At 55.1% G+C, this 24,841-nt stretch carries 21 protein-coding genes; 6 read left to right on the forward strand and 15 right to left on the reverse strand.

Going from position 1 to position 24,841, the window contains the following annotated elements; translation table 11 throughout:
- Nucleotides 1–31 precede the first annotated feature (31 nt).
- From IT084_RS12130 to IT084_RS12145, 4 genes are all read right to left on the reverse strand, one after another.
- Nucleotides 32–298: a DUF4321 domain-containing protein gene (locus IT084_RS12130; protein WP_195713161.1), complete on the reverse strand. Its 267-nt coding sequence runs from the start codon at nt 296–298 to the stop codon at nt 32–34.
- Nucleotides 299–427: 129 nt separating this feature from the next.
- On the reverse strand, nt 428–889 hold the full coding sequence (locus IT084_RS12135) for a RidA family protein (RefSeq protein WP_195713162.1): 462 nt from the start codon (nt 887–889) through the stop codon (nt 428–430).
- A gap of 92 nt (nt 890–981) precedes the next feature.
- Complete coding sequence (locus IT084_RS12140) at nt 982–1,986, reverse strand: sodium:calcium antiporter (protein WP_195713163.1); 1,005 nt, start codon at nt 1,984–1,986, stop codon at nt 982–984.
- 244 nt (nt 1,987–2,230) lie between these two features.
- A complete protein-coding gene (locus IT084_RS12145) occupies nt 2,231–3,553 on the reverse strand; it encodes a folylpolyglutamate synthase/dihydrofolate synthase family protein (RefSeq protein WP_195713164.1) in 1,323 nt (440 codons plus the stop codon).
- Between the two features lie 156 nt (nt 3,554–3,709).
- On the opposite strand from IT084_RS12145, the gene IT084_RS12150 reads away from it, so the two are divergent.
- From IT084_RS12150 to feoB, 3 genes are all read left to right on the forward strand, one after another.
- Nucleotides 3,710–4,837, forward strand: a complete 1,128-nt coding sequence (locus IT084_RS12150; protein WP_195713165.1) for a methyl-accepting chemotaxis protein — start codon at nt 3,710–3,712, stop codon at nt 4,835–4,837.
- Nucleotides 4,838–5,112: 275 nt separating this feature from the next.
- Nucleotides 5,113–5,337 (forward strand): ferrous iron transport protein A, encoded by a 225-nt coding sequence (locus IT084_RS12155; RefSeq protein ID WP_195713166.1) that lies wholly within the window; start codon nt 5,113–5,115, stop codon nt 5,335–5,337.
- A 19-nt stretch (nt 5,338–5,356) separates the two neighbouring features.
- Complete coding sequence (feoB, locus tag IT084_RS12160; protein WP_195713167.1) at nt 5,357–7,321, forward strand: ferrous iron transport protein B; 1,965 nt, start codon at nt 5,357–5,359, stop codon at nt 7,319–7,321.
- On the opposite strand, the gene IT084_RS12165 is transcribed toward feoB, so the two are convergent.
- The 3 genes from IT084_RS12165 to IT084_RS12175 form a co-directional block, all read right to left on the reverse strand.
- Nucleotides 7,305–7,577, reverse strand: a complete 273-nt coding sequence (locus IT084_RS12165; protein WP_195713168.1) for a hypothetical protein — start codon at nt 7,575–7,577, stop codon at nt 7,305–7,307. The two genes, feoB and IT084_RS12165, sit on opposite strands and share 17 nt — an antisense overlap.
- A gap of 80 nt (nt 7,578–7,657) precedes the next feature.
- On the reverse strand, nt 7,658–10,315 hold the full coding sequence (locus IT084_RS12170) for a valine--tRNA ligase (RefSeq protein WP_195713169.1): 2,658 nt from the start codon (nt 10,313–10,315) through the stop codon (nt 7,658–7,660).
- Between the two features lie 412 nt (nt 10,316–10,727).
- Nucleotides 10,728–11,186 (reverse strand): TIGR04086 family membrane protein, encoded by a 459-nt coding sequence (locus IT084_RS12175; protein WP_195713170.1) that lies wholly within the window; start codon nt 11,184–11,186, stop codon nt 10,728–10,730.
- Between the two features lie 136 nt (nt 11,187–11,322).
- On the opposite strand from IT084_RS12175, the gene IT084_RS12180 reads away from it, so the two are divergent.
- Nucleotides 11,323–12,387, forward strand: a complete 1,065-nt coding sequence (locus tag IT084_RS12180) for an ABC transporter substrate-binding protein (RefSeq protein WP_195713171.1) — start codon at nt 11,323–11,325, stop codon at nt 12,385–12,387.
- Nucleotides 12,388–12,838: 451 nt separating this feature from the next.
- Here the strand turns inward: IT084_RS12180 and IT084_RS12185 are convergent, their stop codons facing one another.
- Nucleotides 12,839–14,242 (reverse strand): MFS transporter, encoded by a 1,404-nt coding sequence (locus tag IT084_RS12185; RefSeq protein ID WP_195713172.1) that lies wholly within the window; start codon nt 14,240–14,242, stop codon nt 12,839–12,841.
- 318 nt (nt 14,243–14,560) lie between these two features.
- Nucleotides 14,561–14,974 carry a MarR family transcriptional regulator gene (locus tag IT084_RS12190; RefSeq protein ID WP_313885472.1) on the reverse strand — a complete coding sequence of 138 codons (414 nt, stop codon included), beginning with the start codon at nt 14,972–14,974 and terminating at the stop codon, nt 14,561–14,563.
- 232 nt (nt 14,975–15,206) lie between these two features.
- Here IT084_RS12190 and IT084_RS12195 point away from each other — a divergent pair, with 232 nt between their 5' ends.
- Nucleotides 15,207–15,653, forward strand: a complete 447-nt coding sequence (locus IT084_RS12195; RefSeq protein WP_313885473.1) for an Hsp20/alpha crystallin family protein — start codon at nt 15,207–15,209, stop codon at nt 15,651–15,653.
- A gap of 86 nt (nt 15,654–15,739) precedes the next feature.
- Here the strand turns inward: IT084_RS12195 and IT084_RS12200 are convergent, their stop codons facing one another.
- From IT084_RS12200 to lonB, 4 genes are all read right to left on the reverse strand, one after another.
- Nucleotides 15,740–16,717: a DUF3231 family protein gene (locus IT084_RS12200; RefSeq protein ID WP_195713174.1), complete on the reverse strand. Its 978-nt coding sequence runs from the start codon at nt 16,715–16,717 to the stop codon at nt 15,740–15,742.
- 135 nt (nt 16,718–16,852) lie between these two features.
- Entirely contained in the window at nt 16,853–17,452 is a 600-nt protein-coding gene (gene yihA / locus IT084_RS12205; RefSeq protein ID WP_195713175.1) for a ribosome biogenesis GTP-binding protein YihA/YsxC, read from the reverse strand.
- On the reverse strand, nt 17,433–19,859 hold the full coding sequence (lon, locus tag IT084_RS12210) for an endopeptidase La (RefSeq protein ID WP_195713176.1): 2,427 nt from the start codon (nt 19,857–19,859) through the stop codon (nt 17,433–17,435). Before lon ends, yihA begins: the two co-directional genes overlap by 20 nt.
- A gap of 287 nt (nt 19,860–20,146) precedes the next feature.
- The gene (gene lonB, locus IT084_RS12215) at nt 20,147–21,847 is read right to left on the reverse strand and encodes an ATP-dependent protease LonB (protein ID WP_195713177.1); all 1,701 of its coding nucleotides are present in this window, start codon (nt 21,845–21,847) and stop codon (nt 20,147–20,149) included.
- A gap of 202 nt (nt 21,848–22,049) precedes the next feature.
- Between lonB and IT084_RS12220 the strand changes: the two genes are divergently transcribed.
- A complete protein-coding gene (locus IT084_RS12220; RefSeq protein WP_195713178.1) occupies nt 22,050–23,747 on the forward strand; it encodes a sensor domain-containing diguanylate cyclase in 1,698 nt (565 codons plus the stop codon).
- 103 nt (nt 23,748–23,850) lie between these two features.
- Here the strand turns inward: IT084_RS12220 and IT084_RS12225 are convergent, their stop codons facing one another.
- Entirely contained in the window at nt 23,851–24,144 is a 294-nt protein-coding gene (locus IT084_RS12225; protein ID WP_195713179.1) for a DUF5320 domain-containing protein, read from the reverse strand.
- A gap of 67 nt (nt 24,145–24,211) precedes the next feature.
- Nucleotides 24,212–24,634, reverse strand: coding sequence for a DUF134 domain-containing protein (locus tag IT084_RS12230; RefSeq protein ID WP_195713180.1), 423 nt, complete (start codon nt 24,632–24,634; stop codon nt 24,212–24,214).
- Nucleotides 24,635–24,841: the final 207 nt, after the last annotated feature.

Consider the following 24,841-nt stretch of genomic DNA (forward strand, 5'->3'; position numbering starts at 1 on the left):
AGGTGTTGAAAGGTTGAAAGATGTACATCTTTCAACCTTTCAACACCTGGCACCATACAAGATAACCCAGGATCAGACCTAGAGCGGTAACCGGACTCAGAACCAGGGTAAAGCCAAACGTTACTTGCAAAAATTGCAAATCCAGCGTGGCGGGGTGCAAACCGATTTTTCCGGTGGCCGCCAGAAACGGCAACGTTTTCGCCAGCGTGGCGGTTAAAGCGCTGCCGGCCAGTCCTCCGGCAACCAGCAGCAATAGTAATATCCAGGGGCTCTTGGCCCCCCGGTACGCTTTCGTCACCAAAACCACCCCGAAGTTCAGCGCGCGGTTGGCGCGGCCGTAAATATTACAATTCTAATCTATTGTACCATAACAATCTGTTCATGTCGGCAAAACAAAACAGGAAACTCCACAAAAATATTGTCAATTTCACCGGTTGATTTTAACCACTATTTCCACTTCCACAGCGGCGTTCAGGGGCAGTTCATTAACCCCCACCGCGGCCCGGGCATGGGTGCCGGCGGGGCCGAAAATCTCGCCCAGCAATTCGGACGCCCCGTTGATCACCGCGGGCTGCCCGGTAAAACCCGGAGCGCTGTTTACGTATCCCGTAACCTTGACGACCCGCTCAATGCGGTCAAGATCTCCCGCCACTTCGGCGGCCACGGCCAGGCAGTTGAGCGCGCAGATGCGGGCCGCGTCATATCCCTCGTCCACGGTCAGTTCACGGCCCACCTTGCCGGCATATCTTAATTGACCGTTCACAAAGGGCAACTGACCGGACACGTAAATCCAGCCATCAACCAGCACCCCGGGAACGTAGGCCGCTACCGGCTTGGGCGCCGGGGGCAGTTCGAGCCCGAGGGCGGCGAGTTTTTCCGCAGGTTTCATCTTGATCATCCTTCCAGTGCTTCACTCACTCCAGAAAACCACCGGGTCGCCTTGCCACTCGTTGTGATTGGGCGTTCCGGCGGTTTCCTCCACTACACCAGCCCGAATAATATGGCGAGCACGTACCCGCCGTAAAATGCTCCTCCAGTGAAAACGATAACCCGGCTGTCCAGAAAACCGCGGTACCGGATCAACAAGTAAATCACCAGAGCGGACAGCAGGGCCAGCATGGCGCTCAGCAAGGCCACGGGGTCAAGCCGCCAGGGGGTTAAGGCGATGCCCACGGCCGGGATCACCGAGCTCTGAAATACCATTGCGCCGGTAATGTTGCCCAGGGCCAGGGTGTCCTTGCGGTGGGACAACCAGATTACACTGTTGATTTTTTCCGGCAACTCCGTGGCCACCGGCGCGATCAACAGCGCAATTACCAGCGGTGAGGCTCCCAAGCTGGCGGACAGGTGAGCAATACCGTCGACAAAAAACTTGGCCCCCACCACTATCCCGATAAACGCCAGGACCACCTGCGACAACACCCTGAACAAAGGCGGGTCCCCGTGAGCCCGGGCAAACAGCAGCGGTTCTATTTCGGAACTTGCGCCCATGTTGGCACCGGAAGTGAAAGTTTTATAAACATAACAAATATAAGCAGCAATCAGTCCCAGAATAATTACCAGTTTTAGTACATGTCCCACGAACGAAGCTGTGATGGCAATGGTGTACACGATCAGAAAAAACGCCATATCCCTTCTTAATACGTGGGGGTCGGGCTCGATCCGGGGGTAATTGTCGGCCCGGCGGTTACGAAACATCAACACCGCGCCGCCGCTTAAAAAAATGGCCAGCGTACCCAGCATAAAGGGCGCCCCCAGGATGGCCCCGATACCTATTTCGTGGGCCGCGTCCCCCACCCCGAACAGAATGGCTATCAGAGGAATAATGGTTTCCGGCAGCGCCGTGCCCACCGCGGCCAGCACGCTGCCCACCGCCCCTTCGGACAGGTTCATTTTCTTGCCCAGCCATTCCACCCCGTTGGTAAAGAGGCCGGCACTAATGAAAATAATACCAAGGCTGATAATTAAAATGGCAATATCGCGCAACGCCGGTTCTCCCCTTGAACACTTGAAAGTTTTCGTAATATCTACACCCGTTAAAGTCTATCTTAAAAATTTTTCCCCGTCAATAAATTTTCCCAATTTTACAGCCGGGGCTAAAGCCCGGATTTGCCCCGGCATTCCGTCAAACCTTGCTACAATAATAAAATATTCCGTGTCAGATAAAATAATATGCGCGGGCACAACGGGCCGGTGGCCAACTTCCCCGAATACCACCGGCGGCGGTGGTTCACCTGCCGGGCGCGCCGGCGGTTTTCCCGTTCAGCTCCAGTACCACTTCCCGGGCCTCGGCCACCATGTAGATGGAGCCGGTGACACAAACCAGGTCGCCCGCCCCGGCCAGGGCCATACCGGCCCTTATTGCGTCACCGATATTTTCCACGGTATCAACGCGCGGCACATAGCGGCGTGCCTCGCCGGCCAGTTGCATCCAGTCCCCCGCCCGGGGGCTGTTGGGCCTGGTAATAATCACGTGCCGGGCCCGCGGCACCAGTTCCGCCACCACCTTGGCCCTTTCCTTGTCGCCCAGCATGCCCAGCACCATGATGATCTCCCGGTCCGGGAAATATTGGTCCAATGCCGCGCGCAGGCTGTGCGCCCCGTCGTAATTATGCGCCGCGTCTATCAACACCGGTGGCTTTTCCCCGATTAATTCCAGGCGTGCGGGCCAGACCGTGGCGGCCAGGCCCTCCCGCACCGCCCGCTCGTCCAACCGGACCCCCCGCCCGGCCAGCACCTCCAGCGCGGCCAGCGCGGTAGCGGCATTGACAACCTGGTGCGCGCCGATCAGGGGAATCCACAGTTTCGGCAGGCGCCATTTTAAACCGTAATAATCGAAATATTGCCCCGCCAGAGAACGGTCGCCGTACACCCAGGACACGTCGCTGCCCACCCGGACCAGGGAGGACTGTTTTTCCCGGCAGGTCTGCTCAATAATTTGCAGCGCCCGGGGGTCGTCCGCCGCAGTGACCGCCGGAACGCCGGGCTTGATGATCCCGGCTTTCACCCGGGCGATTTCGGCCACGGTCTTACCCAGGTAATCCATGTGGTCCATGGCCACGTTGGTGATGATGGACAACAGCGGGTTTACCACGTTGGTGGAGTCGATGGCGCCGCCAAGCCCCACTTCCAAAACCAGGTAATCCACTTTCTCATCCAGAAAGTAGCAAAACGCCATGGCGGTGCTGACCTCAAACTCGGTAGGGTGTTCAAAACCTTCCCGTACCATGGCCTCCAGGTGCGGGCGCAAACGGGTAATCAGCTCCGCCACCCGTTCCGTCTCGATTTCCCTGCCGTTGATCCGGTAACGCTCTGTATAAGAATGCAGGTGCGGCGAAGTAAAGGTGCCCACCCGGTACCCCGCGCGCTGCAGTACGGCGGCCAGCATGGCCGTGGTGGAACCCTTGCCGTTGGTGCCCCCCACGTGCAGCACTTTGATTCCCAAATGCGGGTCGCCCAGGCGGCGCAGCAGTTCGGTAATCCGCCCCAGCCCGAAATTCATGCCGAACTTGGTTAAATTCTGCAGGTATTCCATAGCTTCGTGGTATAACACTGTGCTCACCTCTCGGGCAAAAATATTCGACGTCGTTGCCTCTTTTCCTATACCTTGGACCAAGTTGCAGAAAAAAAAGTCATCCAGGCAGGTTATTCAGAATTTTTTGTTGAATATTAATTTTTTAAAAACCCCTCAAAAAGGAGATAAGTAACAATGAAAACATTACGGGAAAAAATGACCATCCTGGTCCTGTCTTTCGGGTTTGTCGTTCTGGCCGCTTCCTGGGGCGGCTGGTGGTACGACGGGAAATCGCCCTGGGGGCTTGTCCTGGGGGGCTTAACAGGTCTATTGCTGTCCACGGCCGCGTGTTATGTTCTGTTTACGCCGTTGCACCGTAACCTGCTGCACGTGCTTGATACCACGGAAAAGGCCATCCGGGGCGACCTGACGGGTACGATTGAAAACAAAAATTACGGCTGGGGCGAATTTAATTTGTTGATCAACAATATCCGTAGAATCCTCAAGGGCGTACACAAGTGGTTCGCCCTGGTAAAAGATACCAGCGTTACGCTGGACAGGGCCGCAGGGCAAATCACCGCCGGCACCGGCCAGGTCAGCACGGGCAGCCAGGACCAGGCCGAACAGGTGACTAAGCTGCTGCAGGCCATTGAAATCCTGGCCGGCCAGGCCGGGGACTGCGCCCGGCAGGCCGGCGAGGCCGACATTTCGGTCAGGAGCGCCGCGGAAACCACCGGCCGGGGCAGCGTATCCGTCCGGAAAGTGGCGGAAAATATGAACCTGCTGGAACAAAAATTCGAACAGCTAAAGTCCAGTTCCAACCGCATTGCGCAGTTTCTCGAAGTAATCCAGGACATCGCCGCCCGGACCAATTTGCTGGCCCTCAACGCCGCCATCGAGGCCGCCCGGGCGGGTGAGCACGGGCGCGGCTTTGCCGTGGTGGCGGACGAGGTGCGCAGCCTGGCCGCAAACGCGGAAAAAGCCACCGGGGAGGTTTCCCAAATCGTGAGCGAAATTCTGGCGGCGGTGGAGGACACCGTGCAGGCGGTGCAGACAAGCCTGGCCTGCTCCCGGGAAGCCGAGCAATTATTCGGGGATATCAATCAAATCCTGAATGAGGCCGGTTCCCTGGCGGGAGAGATCGCCCGGATCGCCAGGGAACAGGCCCAATCCACCTCGGACATGCTGAGCGCCGCCCAGTCCATTGCCGCTGTCGCACAGCAGGCGGCGGCCAGCTCCCAGGAAACGGCCGCCGTCGCCCAGGAGCTGACCGTCACCGCGGACAGCCTGAAAAAAGTCGCCGACATCTGGAAATTCGAATAGGGGTCAGGCCTGTCGCAACTGTAATAAATGCAAAAATGCATCATTATCCCCGCACAGAAGGCGTGCTGAACAAACACATCCATAGTATGGCCCAAGCATTGATTAAAATAGCCGGGACGGTTATCAAGTAATTTTTGATACACCCCTGCTATTTTGTTATTGACATGCTGCAACACCGAAAATATAATGAAATTGAGAATCGTTATCATTTAGTCTCCACACAGTGATAACGACATTCATTTTCAAATTTACATATCCAAACTGGAGGGGCAAATATGACTTTAGATCGCGTTAAAAAAGGACAGCAAGTAAAAATCATCTCCATTCCCGATGAAATGATCCGGGCGCAGGCGATCCGGTTCGGCATCGCCGAAGGGTCGGTGGTGCTATGTGAGGAAATCGTGCCCGCCGGTCCCATCGTGGTGCGCAAAAATAAACAGGAAATAGCCATCGGCAGGGGGCTGGCCAACAAAATCACCGTGGCATTAAATTTAATTTGATAACAAGGTGGTGACTGAAATGGCCCATTGCCACAGTGCGGGACTAAAAATGGACATCCCGGCGGAAGCCAAAAAAATCGTTCTGGCCGGCAACCCCAACGCCGGGAAATCCGTATTTTTCAATTATTTAACCGGTTTATATGTCGATGTTTCCAATTACCCCGGCACCACCCTGGAAATTTCCCACGGCAGGCTGGGCAGCGACGTGATCATCGACACGCCGGGGGTGTACGGCATATCTTCCTTTAATGACGAGGAGCGCATTGCCAGGGACATTATCCTTTCCGCCGGCGTTGTGCTAAACGTGGTCAACGCCGTGCACCTGGAGCGGGATTTATTCCTGACACAGCAAATCATCGACACCGGCGTGCCAGTGGTGGTTGCCCTGAACATGATGGACGAGGCGGAAAAACGGGGTATTCGTATTGATGTGGACCTGCTGGGCGACCTGCTGGGGGTGCCGGTAATTCCCACGGTGGCGGTGCGCAAACAAGGGCTCGACCGGGTCAAAGCGGCGCTGGCGTCGGCCCGGAAGGGCAATATGAACCCGGAACTACAGCAAAAATTAACCTCATTAATCAACCGGGTGGGCAGCCAGGCGGAAGCCCTGCTGGTCCTGGAGGGCGACCCGGTGATATCGGAACGGCACGGCCTGGAACCGGGCAAGGACCGGGAAGAAATCTATCTCCAACGCCGGGAAAGGGTCAACGACATAATTAATCACGTGGTTCGGGAAACAAGCGCGGGAGCGGGCTTCGGCAGTATCCTGGGGCGCTGGATGATCAAGCCCCTGACGGGAATCCCGATTCTGGCCGCGGCCCTGTGGGCCATGTACCAGATCATTGGCGTTTTTATCGCCGGAACGGTGGTCGGTTTCACGGAAGAAACCGTCATGATCGGCAAATACGAGCCGGCCGTGAGGAGTTTGGTCAGCCAGTTCATCCCGGCAAACAGTATTCCGGGAATCATCTTAACCGGGGAATTCGGCCTCCTGACCATGACGATCACCTACGTGCTGGGCCTCCTAATGCCGCTGGTGGCCGGGTTCTACTTCTTCCTGTCATTGTTCGAGGATTCGGGTTACCTCCCGCGCATCGCCACGCTGGTGGACCGGGTGCTTACCGGCATCGGTCTCAACGGTCGGGCCATCATTCCCCTGATCCTGGGTTTCGGCTGCGTTACCATGGCCAGCATCACCACCCGGCTGTTGAGTTCCGAGCGGGAGAGAAGAATCACCATTTTCCTGCTCGGCCTGGCCATACCCTGTTCGGCCCAGCTCGGCGTCATCGCAGGCCTGCTGGCCGGGATCGGCCCGCAATTTACCGCGCTGTACGGGCTGGTCATCCTGGCCGTTTTGATTATCGCGGGTACGCTGCTCAATTCCATGCTGCCCGGCAAATCGGCGGAATTGCTGATTGACCTGCCGCCGCTACGCCTGCCCAGGGTGGACAACGTAATCAGGAAAACCGCGTCCAAGTCTTACATGTTCCTTAAAGAAGCAACACCGCTGTTTGCCCTGGGGGCGCTCATCATCAGCGTTTTCCAGATCACCGGCGTCCTGGCCTTTCTCCAAAAATTGCTGGCGCCGGTTACCGTGGGCTGGCTGAAGCTGCCGCCGGAAACCGCCACCGCCTTCATCATGGGCATCGTGCGCCGCGATTTCAGCGCGGCCGGTTTGACCGGTATGGCGCTCACCCCGGCGGCAACCCTGGTGGCCTTGATCACCATTACCCTGTTCGTACCCTGCATTGCTTCCATCCTGGTTATCTTTAAAGAGCGGGGACGCCGGGAAGCCGCCGTCATGTGGGCGGGAACCTGGGTGATCGCCTTTACCGCCGGCGGGTTGGTGGCTCAACTACTGCACGCATTCGGAAACAACGGCAACCCGCGGGGCATTGCCCTCGCCTCCGCCGCCTTCGCCGCGCTGGTTACGCTGGCACTGTTGGCCCACAGGCGCCTGAAAGCGGCTACCACGAGAACGTAAGCATCCAAAAAGCAAGGAGGGCTACAAGTTGGAAAAACATCAAACACCCCATACCTGCACCCGCTGCGGGAACCGTTTTGACCTTGGAAAAACCTGGCGCTGCCCGCGCTGCTTCAAATCCGTAATTACTACCGGCAGCTGCGGAGGGGCATGCGGGAAATGCAAATCCGGAAGCTGCCAAAAATAAGATCAAATCCACACTTTCACCCGGTGCTTGTTCAGAAATATTTTCCTTGGGCCGGGGGATTAACGGCAAAAAAAGCAGCCCCGGAGGAATCGCCGCAATAATAATTAACCTGGTTACGGCGATTATCCCTCCGGTGGCGGGCGAAATAATCAGGCTCCTTTCAGCATAGCCAGGCGTTCCCGGATGGCTCCCGCTTTGGAGGACAGCTCGGCCTCCTTGCCGCGCTCCTTCTCCACCACTTCAGCGGGCGCCTTGTTCAAGAAATCGGGATTGCCGAGCTTGCCCCGCACCCGGGCCAGATCCTTCTCCAGCGCCTGCAGTTCCTTGTTCAACCGGGCCAGTTCCCGGTCCACGTCGATCAGACCCCGCAAAGGCACAAACACCTGGATGTCCCGGGCCACGGCGGTGGCCGCCTGTTCGGGTTTTTCGGCCAGCGCGGCCAGCACATCGGCATTGCAATTGGCCAGGTCTTCCACATAAGCCAGGTTTTTGGCCAGGATTTCCCTGATTTGTTCCACGCCGGAGACGATCAGTGCTTCGGCCTTTTTGCCCGGCGGAACGTTCATTTCGCTGCGGATTTGCCGGATGCCCCGGATCACTTCCATCAGCACTTCCATTTGTTCCTCGGCTTCCCGGTCCACCAGGTTTTCCCGGTATTGGGGCCAGGGGGCGCGCATGATGGTCCGGCCATGGTGGGGCAGGCGCTGCCAGATTTCCTCGGTGATAAAGGGCATGAACGGGTGCAGCAATTCCAGCGCGCCGCGCAGCACCGTAGCCAGCACGTGCTGGGCCACCTCCCGGTCTTCGGGGCTGGTTTTGCCGTACAAGCGGGGTTTAACCAGCTCGATGTACCAGTCGCACAGCTCGTTCCAGATAAATTCGTATAACACCCGGGCGGCCTCGCCCAGTTCGTATTTTTCCAGGTAACCGGTGCTTTCCCGCACCGCCCGCTGGAACCTGCTCATGATCCAGCGGTCGGCCAGGGTGAATTGTTCCCCGGCCGGCGCCTTGTCCGGGGCAAAATCCTGCAGGTTCATCAGGGCAAAGCGGGAGGCGTTCCAGATCTTGTTGGCAAAGTTGCGGGCTCCATCCAGGCGCTCAAAGTGAAAACGCAGGTCGTTGCCGGGTGTGTTCCCGGTCACCAGCATAAACCGCAGGCTATCCGCCCCGTGGCTTTCAATCACTTCAATGGGATCAACCCCGTTGCCCAGTGACTTGCTCATTTTGCGCCCCAGAGCGTCCAGCACCAACCCGTGGATGAACACTTCCCGGAAGGGCACCTCGTCCATGAAAGCCAGCCCGCTGAAAATCATCCGGGCCACCCAGAAAAAGATAATGTCCCGCCCGGTCACCAGCACCGAGGTGGGGTAATAGTAGGCCAGGTCCACGGTTTTCCTGGGCCAGCCCAGGGTGGAAAAGGGCCACAGGCCGGAGCTGAACCAGGTGTCCAGCACGTCGGGGTCCTGCTCCAGGTTGGTGGAGCCGCACTTGCACTTATCCGGGCGCGTCTTGCTGGCAATAACTTCATCGCAGTCCTGGCAGTAGTAAATTGGGATGCGATGCCCCCACCAGAGCTGGCGGCTGATGCACCAGTCCCTGATATTTTCCATCCAGTTCAGGTAGATCCTGGTGAAGCGTTCGGGTACAAACCGGATGCGGCCTTCTTTCACCGCGGCGATGGCGGGCTCGGCCAGCGGCTTCATGCGTACAAACCACTGCTTGGAGAGCATGGGCTCGATCACCGACGAGCAGCGGTAGCAGTGCCCCACGGCATGGGACAGGTCTTCAATTTTCTCCAGCAGGCCCCGGGATTGCAGGTCTTTAACGATGCGCTTGCGACACTCCCAGCGATCCAGTCCTTTGTACCTGGACCCGGCCTCACCGGTCATCCGGGCCTCGCGGTCGATCACCTGCACCGAAGGCAGGTCGTGGCGGCGGCCCACCTCAAAATCGTTGGGGTCGTGGGCCGGGGTAATCTTGACCGCCCCGGTGCCGAACTCCGGATCCACGTACTCGTCGGCGACGACGGGGATCTCCCGCTCCACCAGGGGCAGAATCACAGTTTTGCCCACCAGGTGCCGGTAACGGTCATCCCCGGGGTGCACCGCCACCGCGGTGTCGCCCAGCATGGTTTCGGGCCGGGTGGTGGCCACGGTGATATACTCGCCGGGGTTGTCCTTGGCGGGATACTTGATGTAATACAACTGGCCGGGCCTGTCGCGGTGCTCCACCTCGATGTCGCTGATGGTGGTCTGGCAGTGGGGGCACCAATTGGTAATATAGTAATCGCGGTAAATCAGGCCCTGTTCATAAAGGCGGATAAATACCTCGAGAACAGCCTCGGAACAGCCTTCATCCATAGTAAAGCGCTCCCGGTCCCAGTCGCACGAAGCGCCCAGGCGGCGGAGCTGGGTGGTGATGCGGCCGCCGTATTGCTCCTTCCACGCCCAGACCCGCTCCAGGAATTTTTCCCGGCCCAGGTCGTACTTGGAAAGACCTTCCTTGCGCAATTGCTCCTCCACCTTGGCCTGGGTGGCAATCCCGGCGTGGTCGGTGCCCGGCAGCCACAGGGCGTTGTATCCCTGCATGCGCCGCCAGCGGATGAGGATGTCCTGCAGGGTGTTGTCCAGGGCATGTCCCATGTGCAGTTGCCCGGTCACGTTTGGCGGCGGAATTACGATGCAGAAAGGCTCCTTTTCCGGGTCCACCGTCGAGCGGAAAAACTTATTGTCCTCCCAGAATTTATACCACTTTTGCTCCACGGCACCGGGGTCGTAAGTGGTGGGCATGTTGAATTCGCCGGTCATGAACATTTACCTCCTTCAACTTTCAACCTTTCAACACCTGGCACCAAAATAAAAAAACCTTTCCGTGTTAAGGACGGAAGGGTTTCCGCGGTACCACCTTAATTCCGGCAAGGGCGGAGTGCACCCCCGCGCGGCTCTTGACAGCTGTAGCGGGCTGAACCCGGCGCGGGCCTAATTGAAATGACCGTTCGACCCGGCGGCTCCGGGGCGACAGCGGCCGGCGCGACCGGGATACCTTCCAGCCCGGGGTATTCCCTCTCTTGGGTCGCCAAGTTCGGACGCACTCCCCTTCAAAGCCTGTTTTTCAACTACCAATAATATTAATTTTTTTATCCGCCGCTGTCAACATTTCGGCTATTTTGGGCGCAAATACTAAAGCAGGCCGCCGGCACCCGTGCATTTCCGGCCGCCGTTATCTCAACGGAGGCCTGTATTTTTCCCGGATTCGCCCGGCTGCGGGCAGGTTGACCCCCACTATGCCGCCGGTTACGGCCAGCACGAACAACGCCGGGTAAAGCAAAACCCGTGCCGTTAAAGCGGAAAACCCCCCGCCCCAGGCCGTAAAAAATGCTATTATGGCCAGGCAGTAAACAATACCCACCGCGGCGCCATGAAGCCAACCCGGGCTGCCCGCCACCCTGCCGCTTACCGCCCCGCCAAGAAACGCCCCGAGCAAAATTCCCGCCGTGCAAATGCCGCTGAAATGATAAACCTCCCCCCCGGTGATAAAGGCCCACAGCACCAAGGCGGCGCAAATAAAGGCGGTGCTGGTGAAGGCCCAGATGATGCCCCCCCAGAAAGCACTGAATTTAAACATTCTTGCCCGCCCGCCTTGATGATTCCAGCTGACCAGCGTAACACCCCTGAGCATACAATCAACCCCCGGAAAAATATGTTTATTTCATTCCTATGCGGCTTGGACAAGTTTATGCAGTACTTTCGTGTAATTTAATCAATTCATCCGAAATAGCTATTAATTAATAAAACAAGCCGTAGAGGTGATAAAGTTGATTAAGCCCAAAACCATTCTGGGGTTATTGTTGATAACCAGCGTGTTGCTTGCGGGCGGGGCATTTTACACCCGGCATATTAGCGAAAAGAAAAAAGATGAAACGGTCACCCTGAGGGTTTGGGAGGGTGAGAAGTCAATTTTGCACCTGCCCCTGTACGTGGCGCTGAAAGAAGGATATTTTGACGAACAGCGCGTCAGGATAAAATTAATCGCCCGTTCCGATGCACCGGCTGCCGATCCCTATATCGATCAAGTGGCGGACATCATTCTCACCGACCCCGTGGAACACCTGTACCGGAAATCCGTCAACCCCTCTGCCCCGCCGGTTATTGCCACCCTGGCCAGCCGGGATTATACTTTCCTGCTGGGCAGGGAAAAGGAAAATTGGGCCTGGGAAAACCTCAAGGGTGAACGGGTTATTTGCTATCCCCCGGAAACCGGCCCGGGCCTGGCGCTGGAAAAAATATTAAGAGAAAACGGGATGCTGCCGCAGCACGATTTGAGCCTGTATTATCGAATTCCACCGGAACTGCGTCTGGGAGCCTTTAAAGCCGGCAGCGGCTCCTATATTCAATTGCCGGGGCCCCAAGCCCTACAAGCCGAGGCCTCAGGGACCGGATTCATCGTCGCAGCCCTGGGAGAAACGGAAAAAATATTTCCCTCCGTGCTCTGCGTGGCCCGGTCCGAAATCATAAAAAAACACCCTGAAGCGGTGCAGGCATTTGTGGACGGAATTTATAAAGCCCGGCTCTGGATGAACCATGAACCGGAACTGGCTTCCGGGGCGGCCAAAAAGTATGTAAAAGACATGGACCTTCAAATAAAAAATACATTGCTGTCACGGTACATGAACATGGGCATGTGGGCGCCCGTAACGGGGGTAAAGGCCGCCGCATTTAAAGACTTTGTTCAAATGCTGGAGACCGCCGGCCAGATTCCGGTGCCCGTAATGTTTGACGACACCGTGAACAACACTTTCGCTACCAGGGCGGCGGAAACAATCAAGTACATTCCCCCGGAAGAAAGGGAGAAGGGTTTGCTTAAAAAGATCTTCGGTTGACTGTTTCCCAATTGGTTTTGTTTGATATTTAAACCAAGATTTCGCTGCAAAAACCGTTACTTGTATCTGGCGTTCCGGCGGCATCAATCGTTCGTTTCACAATTTTACTCTTGAGGACGGTGAAGCTTGTAGTTAACGCTTGCAACTCACTGCCTAACTACTTCTTCACGCCCTAAGGGGTCATGACTCTTGGGATATGACGGGCTAGGGACCGCATCCAGTGCTCCACTCACTCCAGAAATCCGCCGGATCGCCTGCCACTGTGGTGTTTTTGCAGTTAAATCAACCCAATTATAAAATAACCCGGGCAGAGTTGGCAATTGTTTTAAATCAGACGTTAAAAACCATAAATGCGGCAAAACCCCACAAAGAAGAATCAAAAACCAATTGAGCCGTTATTAATTGAATATAGTTTTACAAGCGGCAACTGCAATTGTATTATGCACAAGTTTCAAACACGGCCTTTTTGCTGTACACCACTGTTCACGTTTCCCCTGGCCAGGGAGGCAAAGATGCCGCCAAAACAAATTACGGTGAAAATAGTGAAAGCCGTCTTGGTGCTCTTCACAAGCATGTCCGCGTAATCCGGGCTTAACTTGACATTGCCGATGTAAATCGCCAGCAGCAGCGTGACAATAGCCATGCTGATAGCCTGGCCGGTCAGCCGCATGGTGCCGAGGGTGGAAGATGCCACGCCGTAAAACCTCTTCTCCACCGAACCCATAACCGCGTTGCTGTTCGGTGAGGAGAAAAGAGCGAAGCCCGTACCAAGCAGCGCCAGGTTAAGTATAATTACCCATACGGGGGTGTTCCGGCTGATGAAACATAATATAAACAGGCCCAGAGTGGTTATAGCCATCCCCCAGGAAGCGACGATCCTCGGCTCGACCCGGTCGGACAGGGCTCCGGCAAAGGGGGAGATGACGGCCATAATTACCGGTTGAGAGAGCAGGATTAAACCGGCGGTCTGCGAGTTATACCCCAAAACCACCTGCAGGTGCAGGGAAAGCAGGAAGCCCACCGCAAAGGTGGCGCTGTAATTGATCAGTGCCGCCAGGTTGGAAAAAGCAAAGGTAACGTTTTTGCTGAACAAGGTTAAATTTAATACCGGTTGTTTTACACCAAGTTCATATTTGATAAAAATAATCATTACTGCGAGACCAAAAGCCAGGATATATTTGGCCCATGCCGACGTATCGATGGACGAGAGCCCGTACATAAAGGAAACAAGGCCGACCGCATACAGAACCGCCCCGGCCAAATCGAATTTTTCCCCCCTGGCGCCGGCCCATTCTCCTTTTAATTTGGTGACGGTCAACAACATGGCAATAGCCGCCAGTATTGCCGTCAAGTAAAATATGGACGGCCACCCGAGGTTGTGGTTCATGGCACCGCCCAGCACCGGTCCCAGGGAAAGGCCCACGTAAACCGTAGCCACGTTGATGCCCAGCACTTTACCCCTTTCCCGGGGCGGGAAAACCGAAGTCAATATCGCCATGCTGGTGCCGAAAATCATGGCGCTGCCAGTGCCCTGCAATACCCGGAAAGCAATTAACGCTTCAATTGACGAGGCCAGCCCGCATAACAGCGAGGTTATACCAAAAGAAGCGATACCCAGGGTAAAGATTTTTTTTCGGCCTACAATGTCGGCCAGCCTGCCGAACGGCACCAGAAAGGCCGCCGCAGCCAGAATGTAACTGGTGGCCACCCAGCCCAGCAGCAACGCATTGGCATTAAACTCCCTGCCGATTGAAGGTATGGCCAGGTTGATGGCGCTGCCCATAAAAGGAGTAAGGAAAGATGCGGTGGCCGCGACAATTAATGCATACCTTTTTAAAGTAATATTTTTTTGCATATTAGCCTCCAGCATAATGTTTAGTTGAACATTTGAACCGCTTGATTTCGCTGCAAAAACCGGTACTTGTATCTGGCGCTCCGGCGGTTTCTTCCATTCGTTTCGCAATTTTACTCTTGAGGCCGGTGAAGCTTGTAGTTAACGCTTGCAATTTACTGCCTAACTACTTCTTCACGCCCTAAGGGGTCATGACTCTTGGGATATGACGGGCTAAGGACCGCATCCAGTGCTCCACTCACTCCAGAAATCCGCCGGATCGCCTGTCGCTATGGTGTTTTTGCAGTTAAATCACCGCTTTGATAAAAAATCTGGATTATATTACGAACAGGTTTTGTCTTGATTAGGTCTCGTATTCAATAAAATTTTCGTCAATAAGGTGCGTAGTTGCTCTTTTTCTTTTTCTGTAAGCATATGGGTGACTTCCCTGGTGGTGCTTAACGCAATTTCCACCAGAGCGTCTTGTAACCCGGCTCCTTTGGGAGTTAAAAAAATTAAATTGGCCCGGCGATCGCCCGGATCATCCCGCCTTGTCACCAGGCCCTCTTTTTCCAACCGGTCGATAATACCGCTGATGGTGGTCCTGTCCTTATACGTCATGTCACCCAGTTGGATTTGGCTGATACCGTCCTGTTTCCACAGGTAAGCCAGTACGCCGAATTGCTGGGGAGTAAGGTTATAATCGCCAAGCTTTTGTTTGAAATGAGAAGAAAACACCTGGTGCACTTTAGCCACAAGATGGCCAAGACTTTCTTCAATATTAAACTCTTTTATTTATAGCACCTCCCCTGGAAAGCATATAATTTATTTTATCATAATACTGACTGTTAATATACTGATTTTTAAAAAAATAATCGTGAGCCTCTATTAATATTAATACTGACGATTATACACGCCTTTTTTTTACCGTTACTAAATATTTTTTGGGGATAAGGATATACTAACACTTTGAAAAAAACAATGAGAGGTGATAGTTTTGGCGCTTGTACCCTATGATCCTTTCCGTGCCATGGACCTGATGCGGCGTGACCTGGATCGCTTCTTCACCCCGCTTTGGGGCAACTTCCGGGAAGATTTCAACACCGGTCCCCGCATTGACGTTTACGAAACGGACAACGAGGTGGTGGCCCAGTGTGAAATTCCCGGCATAGAAAAGAAAGAAGACATCAGCATCGACATCAACGACAACATTTTATCCATCTCGGGCGTAATCAACCGCGCCAGCGAGATCAAAGAAGAAAACCGCTACCACCGGTCGGAGAGGTTCTTCGGCCGGTTCCAGCGCAGCGTCACCCTGCCCGCCCGGGTCCGGGAAGAGGGCGCCAGGGCCAGCTACCGCAACGGGGTGCTGGAAATAAGAATGCCCAAGGAAACCCGCGGGCAGCATCGAACCATCGACGTGGAATGGCATTAACAGCTAAGACCGGAGATTTACTCTCCGGCCTTTGCGTTTATGCGGCATTAATCTTAACTCAAAATGCGCGCTTTTTTAAAAACATTTTAAATCCGGTACATCATTACGGGCTTGAGCCAGCCCTTGAGTTTACCGTATTTAACAAGCTTGTCGAAAACGTTTACTTCTTCCTTTAAAAACTCCAGGTAAATCTTACGCAGGCGGTCGTTGGTGGAATTCTGTTTCAGAGCAATGGAATGGATATCAAACATAAATTGCAAACCGGTGAATACCTGGCGATAGATGACCAGATCTTCAAAAATTTCGGTATTATTTTGGACGGTCTGCACGCTTTTAGGCGGTCTTTCAGGCAGGGGCAGGCCAAAGTGGTCCATTTCCTTTTCCAGGATGTTAATCTGTTTTTCCAGGGTATTTCTGATCCCCGACCTTAAAATTATTACCAGGTCCCTGTCGTGGGCATAGTTTTCATAAATTTGGGTCACTTCCAAAGCGTCATACCTGGCACACAGGTGATCCCAAAGGTGAAAAGCTTCGCCCAAATCCAGTCTTTCACCAGTGCCCGAAGGGGTCTCCGGGTATAAAGGCGGCGTTCCGAGCCAGCCTTTCAGTTTGACGTATTTTATGGCATTATCATAAGTGCCTAGTTCGGTAATAAGGAATCTCTGAAAAAGCATCCGGATGCCATCGTTGGTAATAGAGGTTCTTATTGCCCTCAGGTACATGCCGATATTCTCTTGCAGCAGGGTTATCAACAGAACCGCTATAAACTGGTCGGAAAACGCTTCGGTATTGGCGGTTGTACGCACGCTTTTGGGCGGTCTGCGCGGCAAAGTGACCTTGTATGTATTCATCACCTGTTCAAGCTCGCTAATTTGTGTCTCATAGGTTTTAACCAGGGTTTGTTTCAACAAAAAGTTAAAATCTTTGTCATGGATAAAGTTCTGGATAATCTGGATTTGTTGCGTCAAATTATAATGAGCATTGAGCACATCCCACAGGTTAAACGCTTCTTTAGAGTCCAGCATTTGCTGTTTTTCTTCTTTTTTAAATAAACCTTTGAACAAATTTGCCACCTTCTTTGGTCCCGGGGATTTTAATACACATAATATAATTTTCCCCCCCAGGTTTTTTTATTCCGGTTGATTGCGCTTAATACCTGTACGCGAAAACAAAAAATGGGAGCAACTTAACGGCTCCCTTCACGAATCCGGTATGTTTTTCAGCCATTCTCCGATAACGCTCCAAAGTTCCTCCTTTCCCTGTCCCGTAAGCGCCGAGAAAAGAATCAGGGGATCGTCCTTCTCCAGGGCCAGGGTTTTCCGCACCACCGCCAGGTTTTGCAGGGCGCGCCCCCGGCTGAGCTTGTCGGCCTTGGTGGCCGCCACCACCGCGGGAATGTGATAATGCTTCAGCCACGCGTACATCCGCCGGTCGTCCGCCGTGGGGGCGTGCCTGATATCCACCAGCAGCACCACGCCGCGCAGCTGCTCCCTCCCGGCCAGGTACCCCTCAATCATTTTCCCCCAGCCGGCCTTGACCCGGGCGGGCACTTTGGCGAAACCGTAACCCGGCAGGTCCACCAGGTAAAAATCACCATTGATCAGAAAAAAATTGATCAGCTGGGTGCGTCCCGGAGTGTTGCTGGTCCTGGCCAGCTTTTTGCGGTTGACCAGGGCGTTGAGCAGGCTTGATTTACCCACGTTGGAACGGCCGGCCAGGGCCACCTCGGGGCGGCTCCCGGCCGGGCACTTCTCCAGTCCAACTGCGCTGGTTGCAAACTCAGCTGAAATTATTTTCATTTGGCAACTCGGTTCCCCTCTCGGTTTCCATCACACTGCCGTACGCCACCTCGGGGGGCGGGTCGATGGGAACGGGCTCGGATGTAAACTCGGATTCCCGCAGTGCAATCTTGAGCACCTCGTCCATGTGTTCCACCAGCACCAGTTCCAGCTGCTTTTTCACGTTGTTGGGAATGTCTTCAAGGTCCTTTTTGTTGTCCACCGGCAGAATGATGGTCTTAATACCGGCCCGGTGCGCCGCCAGCACCTTTTCTTTCACGCCGCCAATGGGCAGCACCCGGCCCCGCAAGGTAATTTCACCCGTCATGGCCACGTCGTGGCGCACCTTGCGGTTGGTGAGCGCCGAAGCCAGCGCCACCGCCATTGTTATCCCGGCGGAAGGACCATCCTTGGGTATGGCCCCTTCGGGGACGTGCACGTGAATGTCGTACTTCTCAAACATCTCTTCCTTGATGCCCAGCCCGGCGGCCCGGCTACGCACGTAGCTGTAGCTGGCCTGGGCGGACTCCCGCATCACGTCCCCCAGCTTGCCGGTCAGGGTCAGCTTGCCGTTGCCCTTGTACACCGTGACCTCGATGGCCAGCGTGTCGCCGCCCACTTCGGTCCAGGCCAGCCCGGTGGCCACGCCCACCTGGTCTTCCTGCTCCGCAATACCGTAGCGATACTTGGGTTTGCCCAGAAATTGTTCCAGGTTCTGCACGGTCACCTTAACCTTCCCGGCTTTGCCGGAGACGATTTGCTTGGCCGCCTTGCGGCACAACGAGGCGATGTTGCGCTCCAGGTTGCGTACGCCGCTTTCCCTGGTGTACTCTCTGATAACGCGCCTGATGGTGTTCTCGGATATCTGCACCATGCCTTCGCCAAGGCCATGCTCCTTGATCTGCTTGGGCAGCAGGTGACGCATGGCTATCTGCACTTTTTCCTCCTCGGTGTAACCAGAGATATAAATGATCTCCATCCGGTCCTGCAGCGGCCTGGGAATGTTATGCTGCACGTTGGCGGTGGTAATGAACATAACGTTGCTCAGGTCGAAGGGAGCCTCAATGTAATGGTCACTGAAGGAGTTGTTCTGCTCGGGGTCCAGCACCTCGAGCAGCGCCGCCGACGGGTCGCCGCGGAAATCCATGCTCATCTTGTCGATTTCATCCAGCAGGAAGACGGGGTTTTTTGATCCCGCGGTCTTCATGCCCTGGATGATCCGGCCGGGCAGCGCGCCCACGTACGTGCGGCGGTGTCCCCGGATTTCGGCCTCATCCCGCACGCCGCCCAGGGAAATGCGTACAAACTTGCGCTCCAGAGCGCGGGCGATGGAGCGGCCCAGCGATGTTTTACCCACGCCGGGAGGCCCCACAAAGCACAGGATGGGACCTTTCATTTTCTTGGCCAGTTTGCGGATGGCCAAGTACTCCAGGATGCGTTCCTTGACGATTTTGAGGCCGTAGTGGTCCTCGTCCAGGATGGCCTCGGCCATGTTGATGTCCAGCCGGTCCCTGGTGCTCTTGGACCAGGGCAAAGCCAGCAGCCAGTCCAGGTAGTTGCGCACCACCGCGGCCTCGGCGGCCATGGGGGGCATTTTCTCCAGCCGTTCCAGCTCTTTTAACGCCTTCTCTTCAACTTCCTTGGGTAGCTTGGCCTTGGCTATTTTCTCCCGGTATTCCTCACCCTCGGCCATGCGGTCGTCCTTGTCGCCCAGTTCACGCTGAATAGCCTTGATTTGCTCCCGCAGGTAGTATTCCTTCTGCGTTTTTTCCATCTGCTTGCGGACCCGGACATTGATTTTCCGTTCCAGTTCCACAATTTCCAGTTCCCTGGCCAAGATGGCGCACAGTTTTTCCATCCGCTTAGCGATGTCGACGGCCTCGAGAATTTCCTGCTTATCCTCAATGCGCAGGGTCAGGTGCGAAGCCACGATATCGGCCAGCCGGCCCGGCTCTTCCAGGTTGACCACGGTGACCACGGTTTCGGGCGGAATTTTCTTGCTCAATTTAACATACTGTTCAAATTGAGTCACCAGGTTGCGCATCAGCGCTTCAATTTGCGCGTTTTTCTCAAATTCTTCGCCGTACTGGTCTATTTCCACCCTGAAGAAGGGTTTTTCATCGATATATTTATTTATTTTGGCCCTGGCAATCCCCTCAACCAGCACCCGGATGGTGCCCCCCGGCAATTTCAGCAGCTGCTTGACTTCAGCCACCGTACCGACGGAGTAGATATCGTCCACGCCCGGGTCGTCCGTCTGGGCCTCTTTCTGGGTGGCCAGAAAGATCAGCCTTTCGTTGATCATGGCTTCCTCTATGGCTTGTATCGATTTTTCCCTGCCTACGTCCAGGTGAATGACCATGTAGGGAAAAACCAGGATACCCCTTAAAGGTAACAGAGGTAAAACCCGTTTCTGCACCGGATTCATGAAGCACCTCCTCGTTTATATTTGGTCTGTTGCTACATTTAGAATGTGCATGGGCAGATACTAATTTATTGTAACATAACATAACGGGCGCCGCCATAGCAATAAGTACCATGACACAAGGAAACCCGGCTATAGCCGGGCATTGCTGAGAATATTGGATAAAAACTCTATTTTTAGCCCCTTTAACTTTCTTTTCCTGCTGTTGCGTCCGCTCCAAAAGACGCCGGGCCAAACAAACTGTGATTTCGCTGCAAAAACCGTTACTTGTATCTGGCGCTCCGGCGGCATCAATAGTTCGCAGGCACGAAAATGCCGGCACCGGCTGGTTCCCGCTGTTCGGCCGCAACCGGCTTCTTTTCCGGGCCGGGCAGCAGCGCGCCCTTGATTACCTCTTCCAGCGTTTCCACCGGGACCACTTCCACCCCGGACAGTTCCCGGAATAATTCCTGGTAGTTGTCCCCGGGAATATACACCTTTTTGGCTCCCGCGTGCCGGGCCGCCTCCACCTTGGCTACAACGCCGCCTACGGGCATGACCAGCCCGCGGATGGACACCTCGCCGGTCATGGCGACGGTGTTGTCAACCGGGATGCCGGTAATGGCCGAGTATACCGCCGTAGCCACCGCCACCCCCGCGGAGGGCCCGTCCACCGGCACGCCGCCGGGGAAGTTCACGTGCAGGTCGTAATCGCGGGGGTCCACACCCATGGTACGGCGAAGCACCGTCAGCACGTTTTCCACCGAGCTCCGGGCCATGCTCTTGCGCCTGATGGTCCTGCCCCGGTTGCCCAGTTCCTCTTCGTCCACCACCCCGGTGACCACCAGTTTTCCCTGCCCCCTGGCCGCGGGAATGGCGCCCACTTCGATTTCCAGCAACGCCCCCATGTTAGGGCCGTAAACCGCCAGGCCGTTCACCAGCCCCACCTGGGGCCGTGGCGGCACTTTCTTTTCGGGCCGGGGCACATATTGACCGCTGTTGACCACCCATTCCACGTCCGCGGCGGCGATGGACTTGCGCCCCTCGGTGATGACGATACCCGCCGCCAGCTGGATGATGTTCACCGCCTCCCGCCCGTTGGTGGCGTATTTCTTTATAATTTCCAGCGCCCCGGGTTCCAGTGGGTATTCCATTTTGTTGGCCGCGTTGACCGCGATCAACTCGATCTCACCCGGCATCAACTGGCGGAAATAAATTTCCAGGCAGCGGGACCGGATGGCCGGAGGTATATCCTCCGGCGTGCGGGTGGTGGCCCCCACCAGCCGGAAATCGGCGGGCAGGCCGTTTTGAAATATATCGTGAATGTGACTGGGAATATTGGTGTCTTCCGGGCTATAATAAGCGCTTTCCAGGAGTACCTTGCGGTCCTCCATCACTTTCAGCAGCTTGTTCATCTGAATGGGATGCAATTCCCCGATTTCGTCGATAAACAGGATTCCGCCGTGGGCCTTGGTTACGGCTCCCGATTTGGGCTGGGGTATGCCGGCCATGCCCATGGGCCCGGCGCCCTGGTATATGGGATCGTGCACCGAACCGATCAGCGGGTCGGCAATGCCCCGCTCGTCAAACCGGGCGGTGGTGGCGTCCACCTCCACGAACTTGGCGTCCTCCTTGAAGGGCGAGGCGGGATTCTTTTTTGCTTCCTCCAGCACCAGCCGGGCCGCGGCCGTTTTGCCCACGCCGGGCGGGCCATAAATGATGACGTGCTGCGGGTTGGGGCCGCACAGCGCCGCGCGGAGCGATTTAAGCCCCTCCGCCTGGCCGATGATTTCCTCGAATTTGCCAGGCCTGGTTTTTTCCGCCAGCGGCTCGGTCAGGGACAACTGGCGCAGGCGTTGCAATTTTTCCAGCTCCTTGCGGGACTCCCGCTCAACCGCCGACTTGTTGCCCTGCTGGGCTTTGAGCAGATTCCAAAAATACAGGCCGATAATTACGGCAAAAAATACTTGAATAAAGGTGATAAAACTGGCTATACCGCTTGAAAACTCCATTAACGCGCCTCCTTACTTTCACTGCCCGTTTACAGCAAACATTCCCGGACATGGTGCCGCTTTTTATAGTATTGCTAAGTTTTGCATAATTTATCCTCTTATCAATAATCTGTCAAAATAGTTTGAAACATAATTGCCAGTTGCAGGAATTTCCATCTGCAGCGTCTAATTTTATCGAGGTCGGTTTAAGGAGGATTCCCTAATGGATCTGTCCATTTTGGAAAGCATTGACGAGGCAATATGCGTACTGGACCTCCAGCGCAATCTGATTTACGCCAACAGAGCCTTCGAGCGCGCCACCGGTTGGCCCGCCAAAGCAATATTGGGCGGCAAGTGCTTTGATTTTTTGGGGACTCCCGAGGATTGCGCCGGCAATTGTCCCCTACAAAAAATATTGTCGGGTGAAACATCCAAGCCTTGCAAATTTGAGAAAACCATCCGCACCAGGAGCGGCGAAATCAAGTATATGCAGGTTTCCGCCGCCCCGCTTTATGAACGGGGAAAACCGGTCGCAAGCACAGTGATGATGCAGGACATCACCCGCCTGTGCAAGTTTGAAGACCTCAGCGTAATAACCGAGCTGCAGCTGCGGGAGGAATTCAACCGCCGCAAAAAGCTTGAAGAATCCCTGCGCCGCTCCGAGGCCATGTACCGGGCCATGTTCGAACACACCGGCACCGCCATGCTGGTAATTAACGAGGACCGGACCATTGCCATGGCCAACCAGGAAGTGGAGCGGCTCACCGGCTACTCCCGGGACCAACTGGTCGGCAAGCGCAAGTGGGACGAATTCGTTCACCCCGAAGACAGGGAATGGATGATGCGCTACCACATGGAACGGAGAAAGGAAGGAAGCCCGGTACCAAGCCATTATGAATTCAGGCTTATTCACGCCGGCGGCAAAATACTGGATATTTTCTACACCATCGGCATGATCCCGGGGAGCAAGCAAAGCGTGGGGTCCATGCTGGACATCACCGAGCGCAAGCAAATGGAGCGAGCGCTGCGGGAGTCCGAGGAAAAATACCGCCTCCTGCTGGAAAACATCGAAGACGTGTTTTACGAAGTGGATTTCAAAGGCAACTTCACCTTTGTCAACGATTCGGTGCAGCGGGTCTTCGGATTTGACAGAAGAGACTTAATCGGTCGTAATTACCGGGAACTGGTGGACCAGGAAAACGCCCGCAAGGTTTTTGCCGCGTACAACAAGGTTTTTGCCACCGGCGTGCCCGAGCGGGGTTTTTCGTGGACCATCACCCGCCCGGACGGGCAAAAAAGGGAACTGGAGGTCTCGGTTTCCCCCATCCGGGACCGGTACGGCAAAATTACCGGCTTTCGGGGCACCGCCCGGGATATCACCGAGCGCAAGCAGGTGGAGGAGCGCCTGCGCTACCTGAGCCTCCACGATGCGCTAACCGGGCTGTACAACCGGGCCTATTTTGAAGAGGAAGTAAAGCGACTGGAAACCGGGAGGCATTATCCCGTTTCATTCATTTGCGGTGACGTGGACGGCCTGAAACAGGTGAACGACACCCTGGGCCACAAAAAGGGGGACGAACTGCTGGTAGCCGCCGCCAGGGTTTTAAAAAGCGCCATCAGGGAATCGGACGTGGTGGCCCGGGTGGGCGGCGACGAGTTTGTGGTCATATTGCCGGGAACCGGCGAAGCGGCGGCGGAAAACGTTTGCAGGCGGATCAAGGAAACCATTGCGGGGCACAATCGCCAAAATCCCGAATTACCCCTCAATATTTCCCTGGGCTGGGCCACGGCGGAAAACAAAAATGAGTTCGCTGATTTGTATAAACGGGCGGACGACAATATGTACCGGGAAAAAATGCGTAAAAAATGTTATCATAAACATGAGTTCAAAATGTCAGGTTCTCCGGAGACCCTGTCATGATTTCAACGGCCTGCCCAGCAACGGGTGACACAACAAGCCGCCGTTTAATCAGGCGGCTTGTTACCAAAAACCATATTTACACATTACACTACCCCATAATTATTCATTCTCTGGTTTCAGGCTCTTTTTTTCCCAGCTGTTCCAGGCGCTTTTCAATTGCTTCCAGTTGGTTTTTTAAAAACCGGGCCTGCGCCTGCAGGTATTCACCTTCCACCGGAGCCCCGGCAAAGAACGGCGCGGTGATACCACTTTGGTAATTACCGGTTGCCCACCAGCGACGGGGCAACCAGGGAAACACGCGGCAATTAGGTCCAAAATTGCCTCCGTAGCCGCGGCCAAAACCAAAACCCCGGGCCGCACGGCCCATACCGGCTCCAAATCCAAAACCCCTTGGCATTAAAGTTCACCTCCTTTCACTGGTAACTTGCATTTATTTAACAATGGCCGCCACAGCCATCGTGCAGCTACTTATCATTCCAGCCGCCCCGCCATCTTCTGCCCTTTCCACCGCACCTGGGACAAGCGCTTCCACCGCCTCGCACGGGCCAAGCGGTATGCATCCAGCCATACCCGCAATCCCCGCACTCCAGCTGGTATGGGATCAGCCTGTAGTCCCCGCCCTCAATGCGGATAGCTTTACCTTCCAAAATGGCCCGGCTTAACTTTTTACGCGCCGCAGTTAAAATCCGCTGGAAAGTACTCTGGGCAACTTCCATCTCTGCTGCGCAGGTTTCCTGATCCAATCCTTCCAAATCTTTTAAGCGCAAGGCCTCAATTTCGTCAACGGTGATTAATTCTTCCTGCAGTTGTTCGTCCAGACCCACCGGTTGGAAATAGGTGACTCTGGGCATAAAACCTACCCGGCGTCTCTTGCGCGGTCGTGGCAAATTCTTCCACCCCTCCATGTGTTATTTTTTGTTATGAATATATACCCTTTATTTCTTTTAATTTTAATCTAGTTCTGAACATATGTCAAGTTATTTTCAATTTTAACCAATATTATTGGACAAAGCCGGTTCCGCTCCATTGCAGTAGCATCGCTCACTATGTTGTTGCCGCTGCAGGGATCACCCGGGTGCGTGGAAATGTTCGGG

The sequence above is a fragment of the Desulfallas sp. Bu1-1 genome (assembly GCF_015594625.1).
Taxonomy (GTDB): domain Bacteria; phylum Bacillota; class Desulfotomaculia; order Desulfotomaculales; family Desulfallaceae; genus JADNRQ01.

Excerpts from the sequence above, each read along its gene's own strand:
- IT084_RS12135 (WP_195713162.1), bottom strand. The coding sequence starts at position 889 with ATGAAACCTGCGGAAAAACTCGCCGCCCTCGGGCTCGAACTGCCCCCG.
- IT084_RS12150 (WP_195713165.1), top strand. The coding sequence starts at position 3,710 with ATGAAAACATTACGGGAAAAAATGACCATCCTGGTCCTGTCTTTCGGG.
- IT084_RS12155 (WP_195713166.1), top strand. The coding sequence starts at position 5,113 with ATGACTTTAGATCGCGTTAAAAAAGGACAGCAAGTAAAAATCATCTCC.
- feoB (WP_195713167.1), top strand. The coding sequence starts at position 5,357 with ATGGCCCATTGCCACAGTGCGGGACTAAAAATGGACATCCCGGCGGAA.
- IT084_RS12170 (WP_195713169.1), bottom strand. The coding sequence starts at position 10,315 with ATGACCGGCGAATTCAACATGCCCACCACTTACGACCCCGGTGCCGTG.
- IT084_RS12175 (WP_195713170.1), bottom strand. The coding sequence starts at position 11,186 with ATGCTCAGGGGTGTTACGCTGGTCAGCTGGAATCATCAAGGCGGGCGG.
- IT084_RS12185 (WP_195713172.1), bottom strand. The coding sequence starts at position 14,242 with ATGCAAAAAAATATTACTTTAAAAAGGTATGCATTAATTGTCGCGGCC.
- yihA (WP_195713175.1), bottom strand. The coding sequence starts at position 17,452 with ATGAAAATAATTTCAGCTGAGTTTGCAACCAGCGCAGTTGGACTGGAG.
- lon (WP_195713176.1), bottom strand. The coding sequence starts at position 19,859 with ATGAATCCGGTGCAGAAACGGGTTTTACCTCTGTTACCTTTAAGGGGT.
- lonB (WP_195713177.1), bottom strand. The coding sequence starts at position 21,847 with ATGGAGTTTTCAAGCGGTATAGCCAGTTTTATCACCTTTATTCAAGTA.
- IT084_RS12220 (WP_195713178.1), top strand. The coding sequence starts at position 22,050 with ATGGATCTGTCCATTTTGGAAAGCATTGACGAGGCAATATGCGTACTG.
- IT084_RS12225 (WP_195713179.1), bottom strand. The coding sequence starts at position 24,144 with ATGCCAAGGGGTTTTGGATTTGGAGCCGGTATGGGCCGTGCGGCCCGG.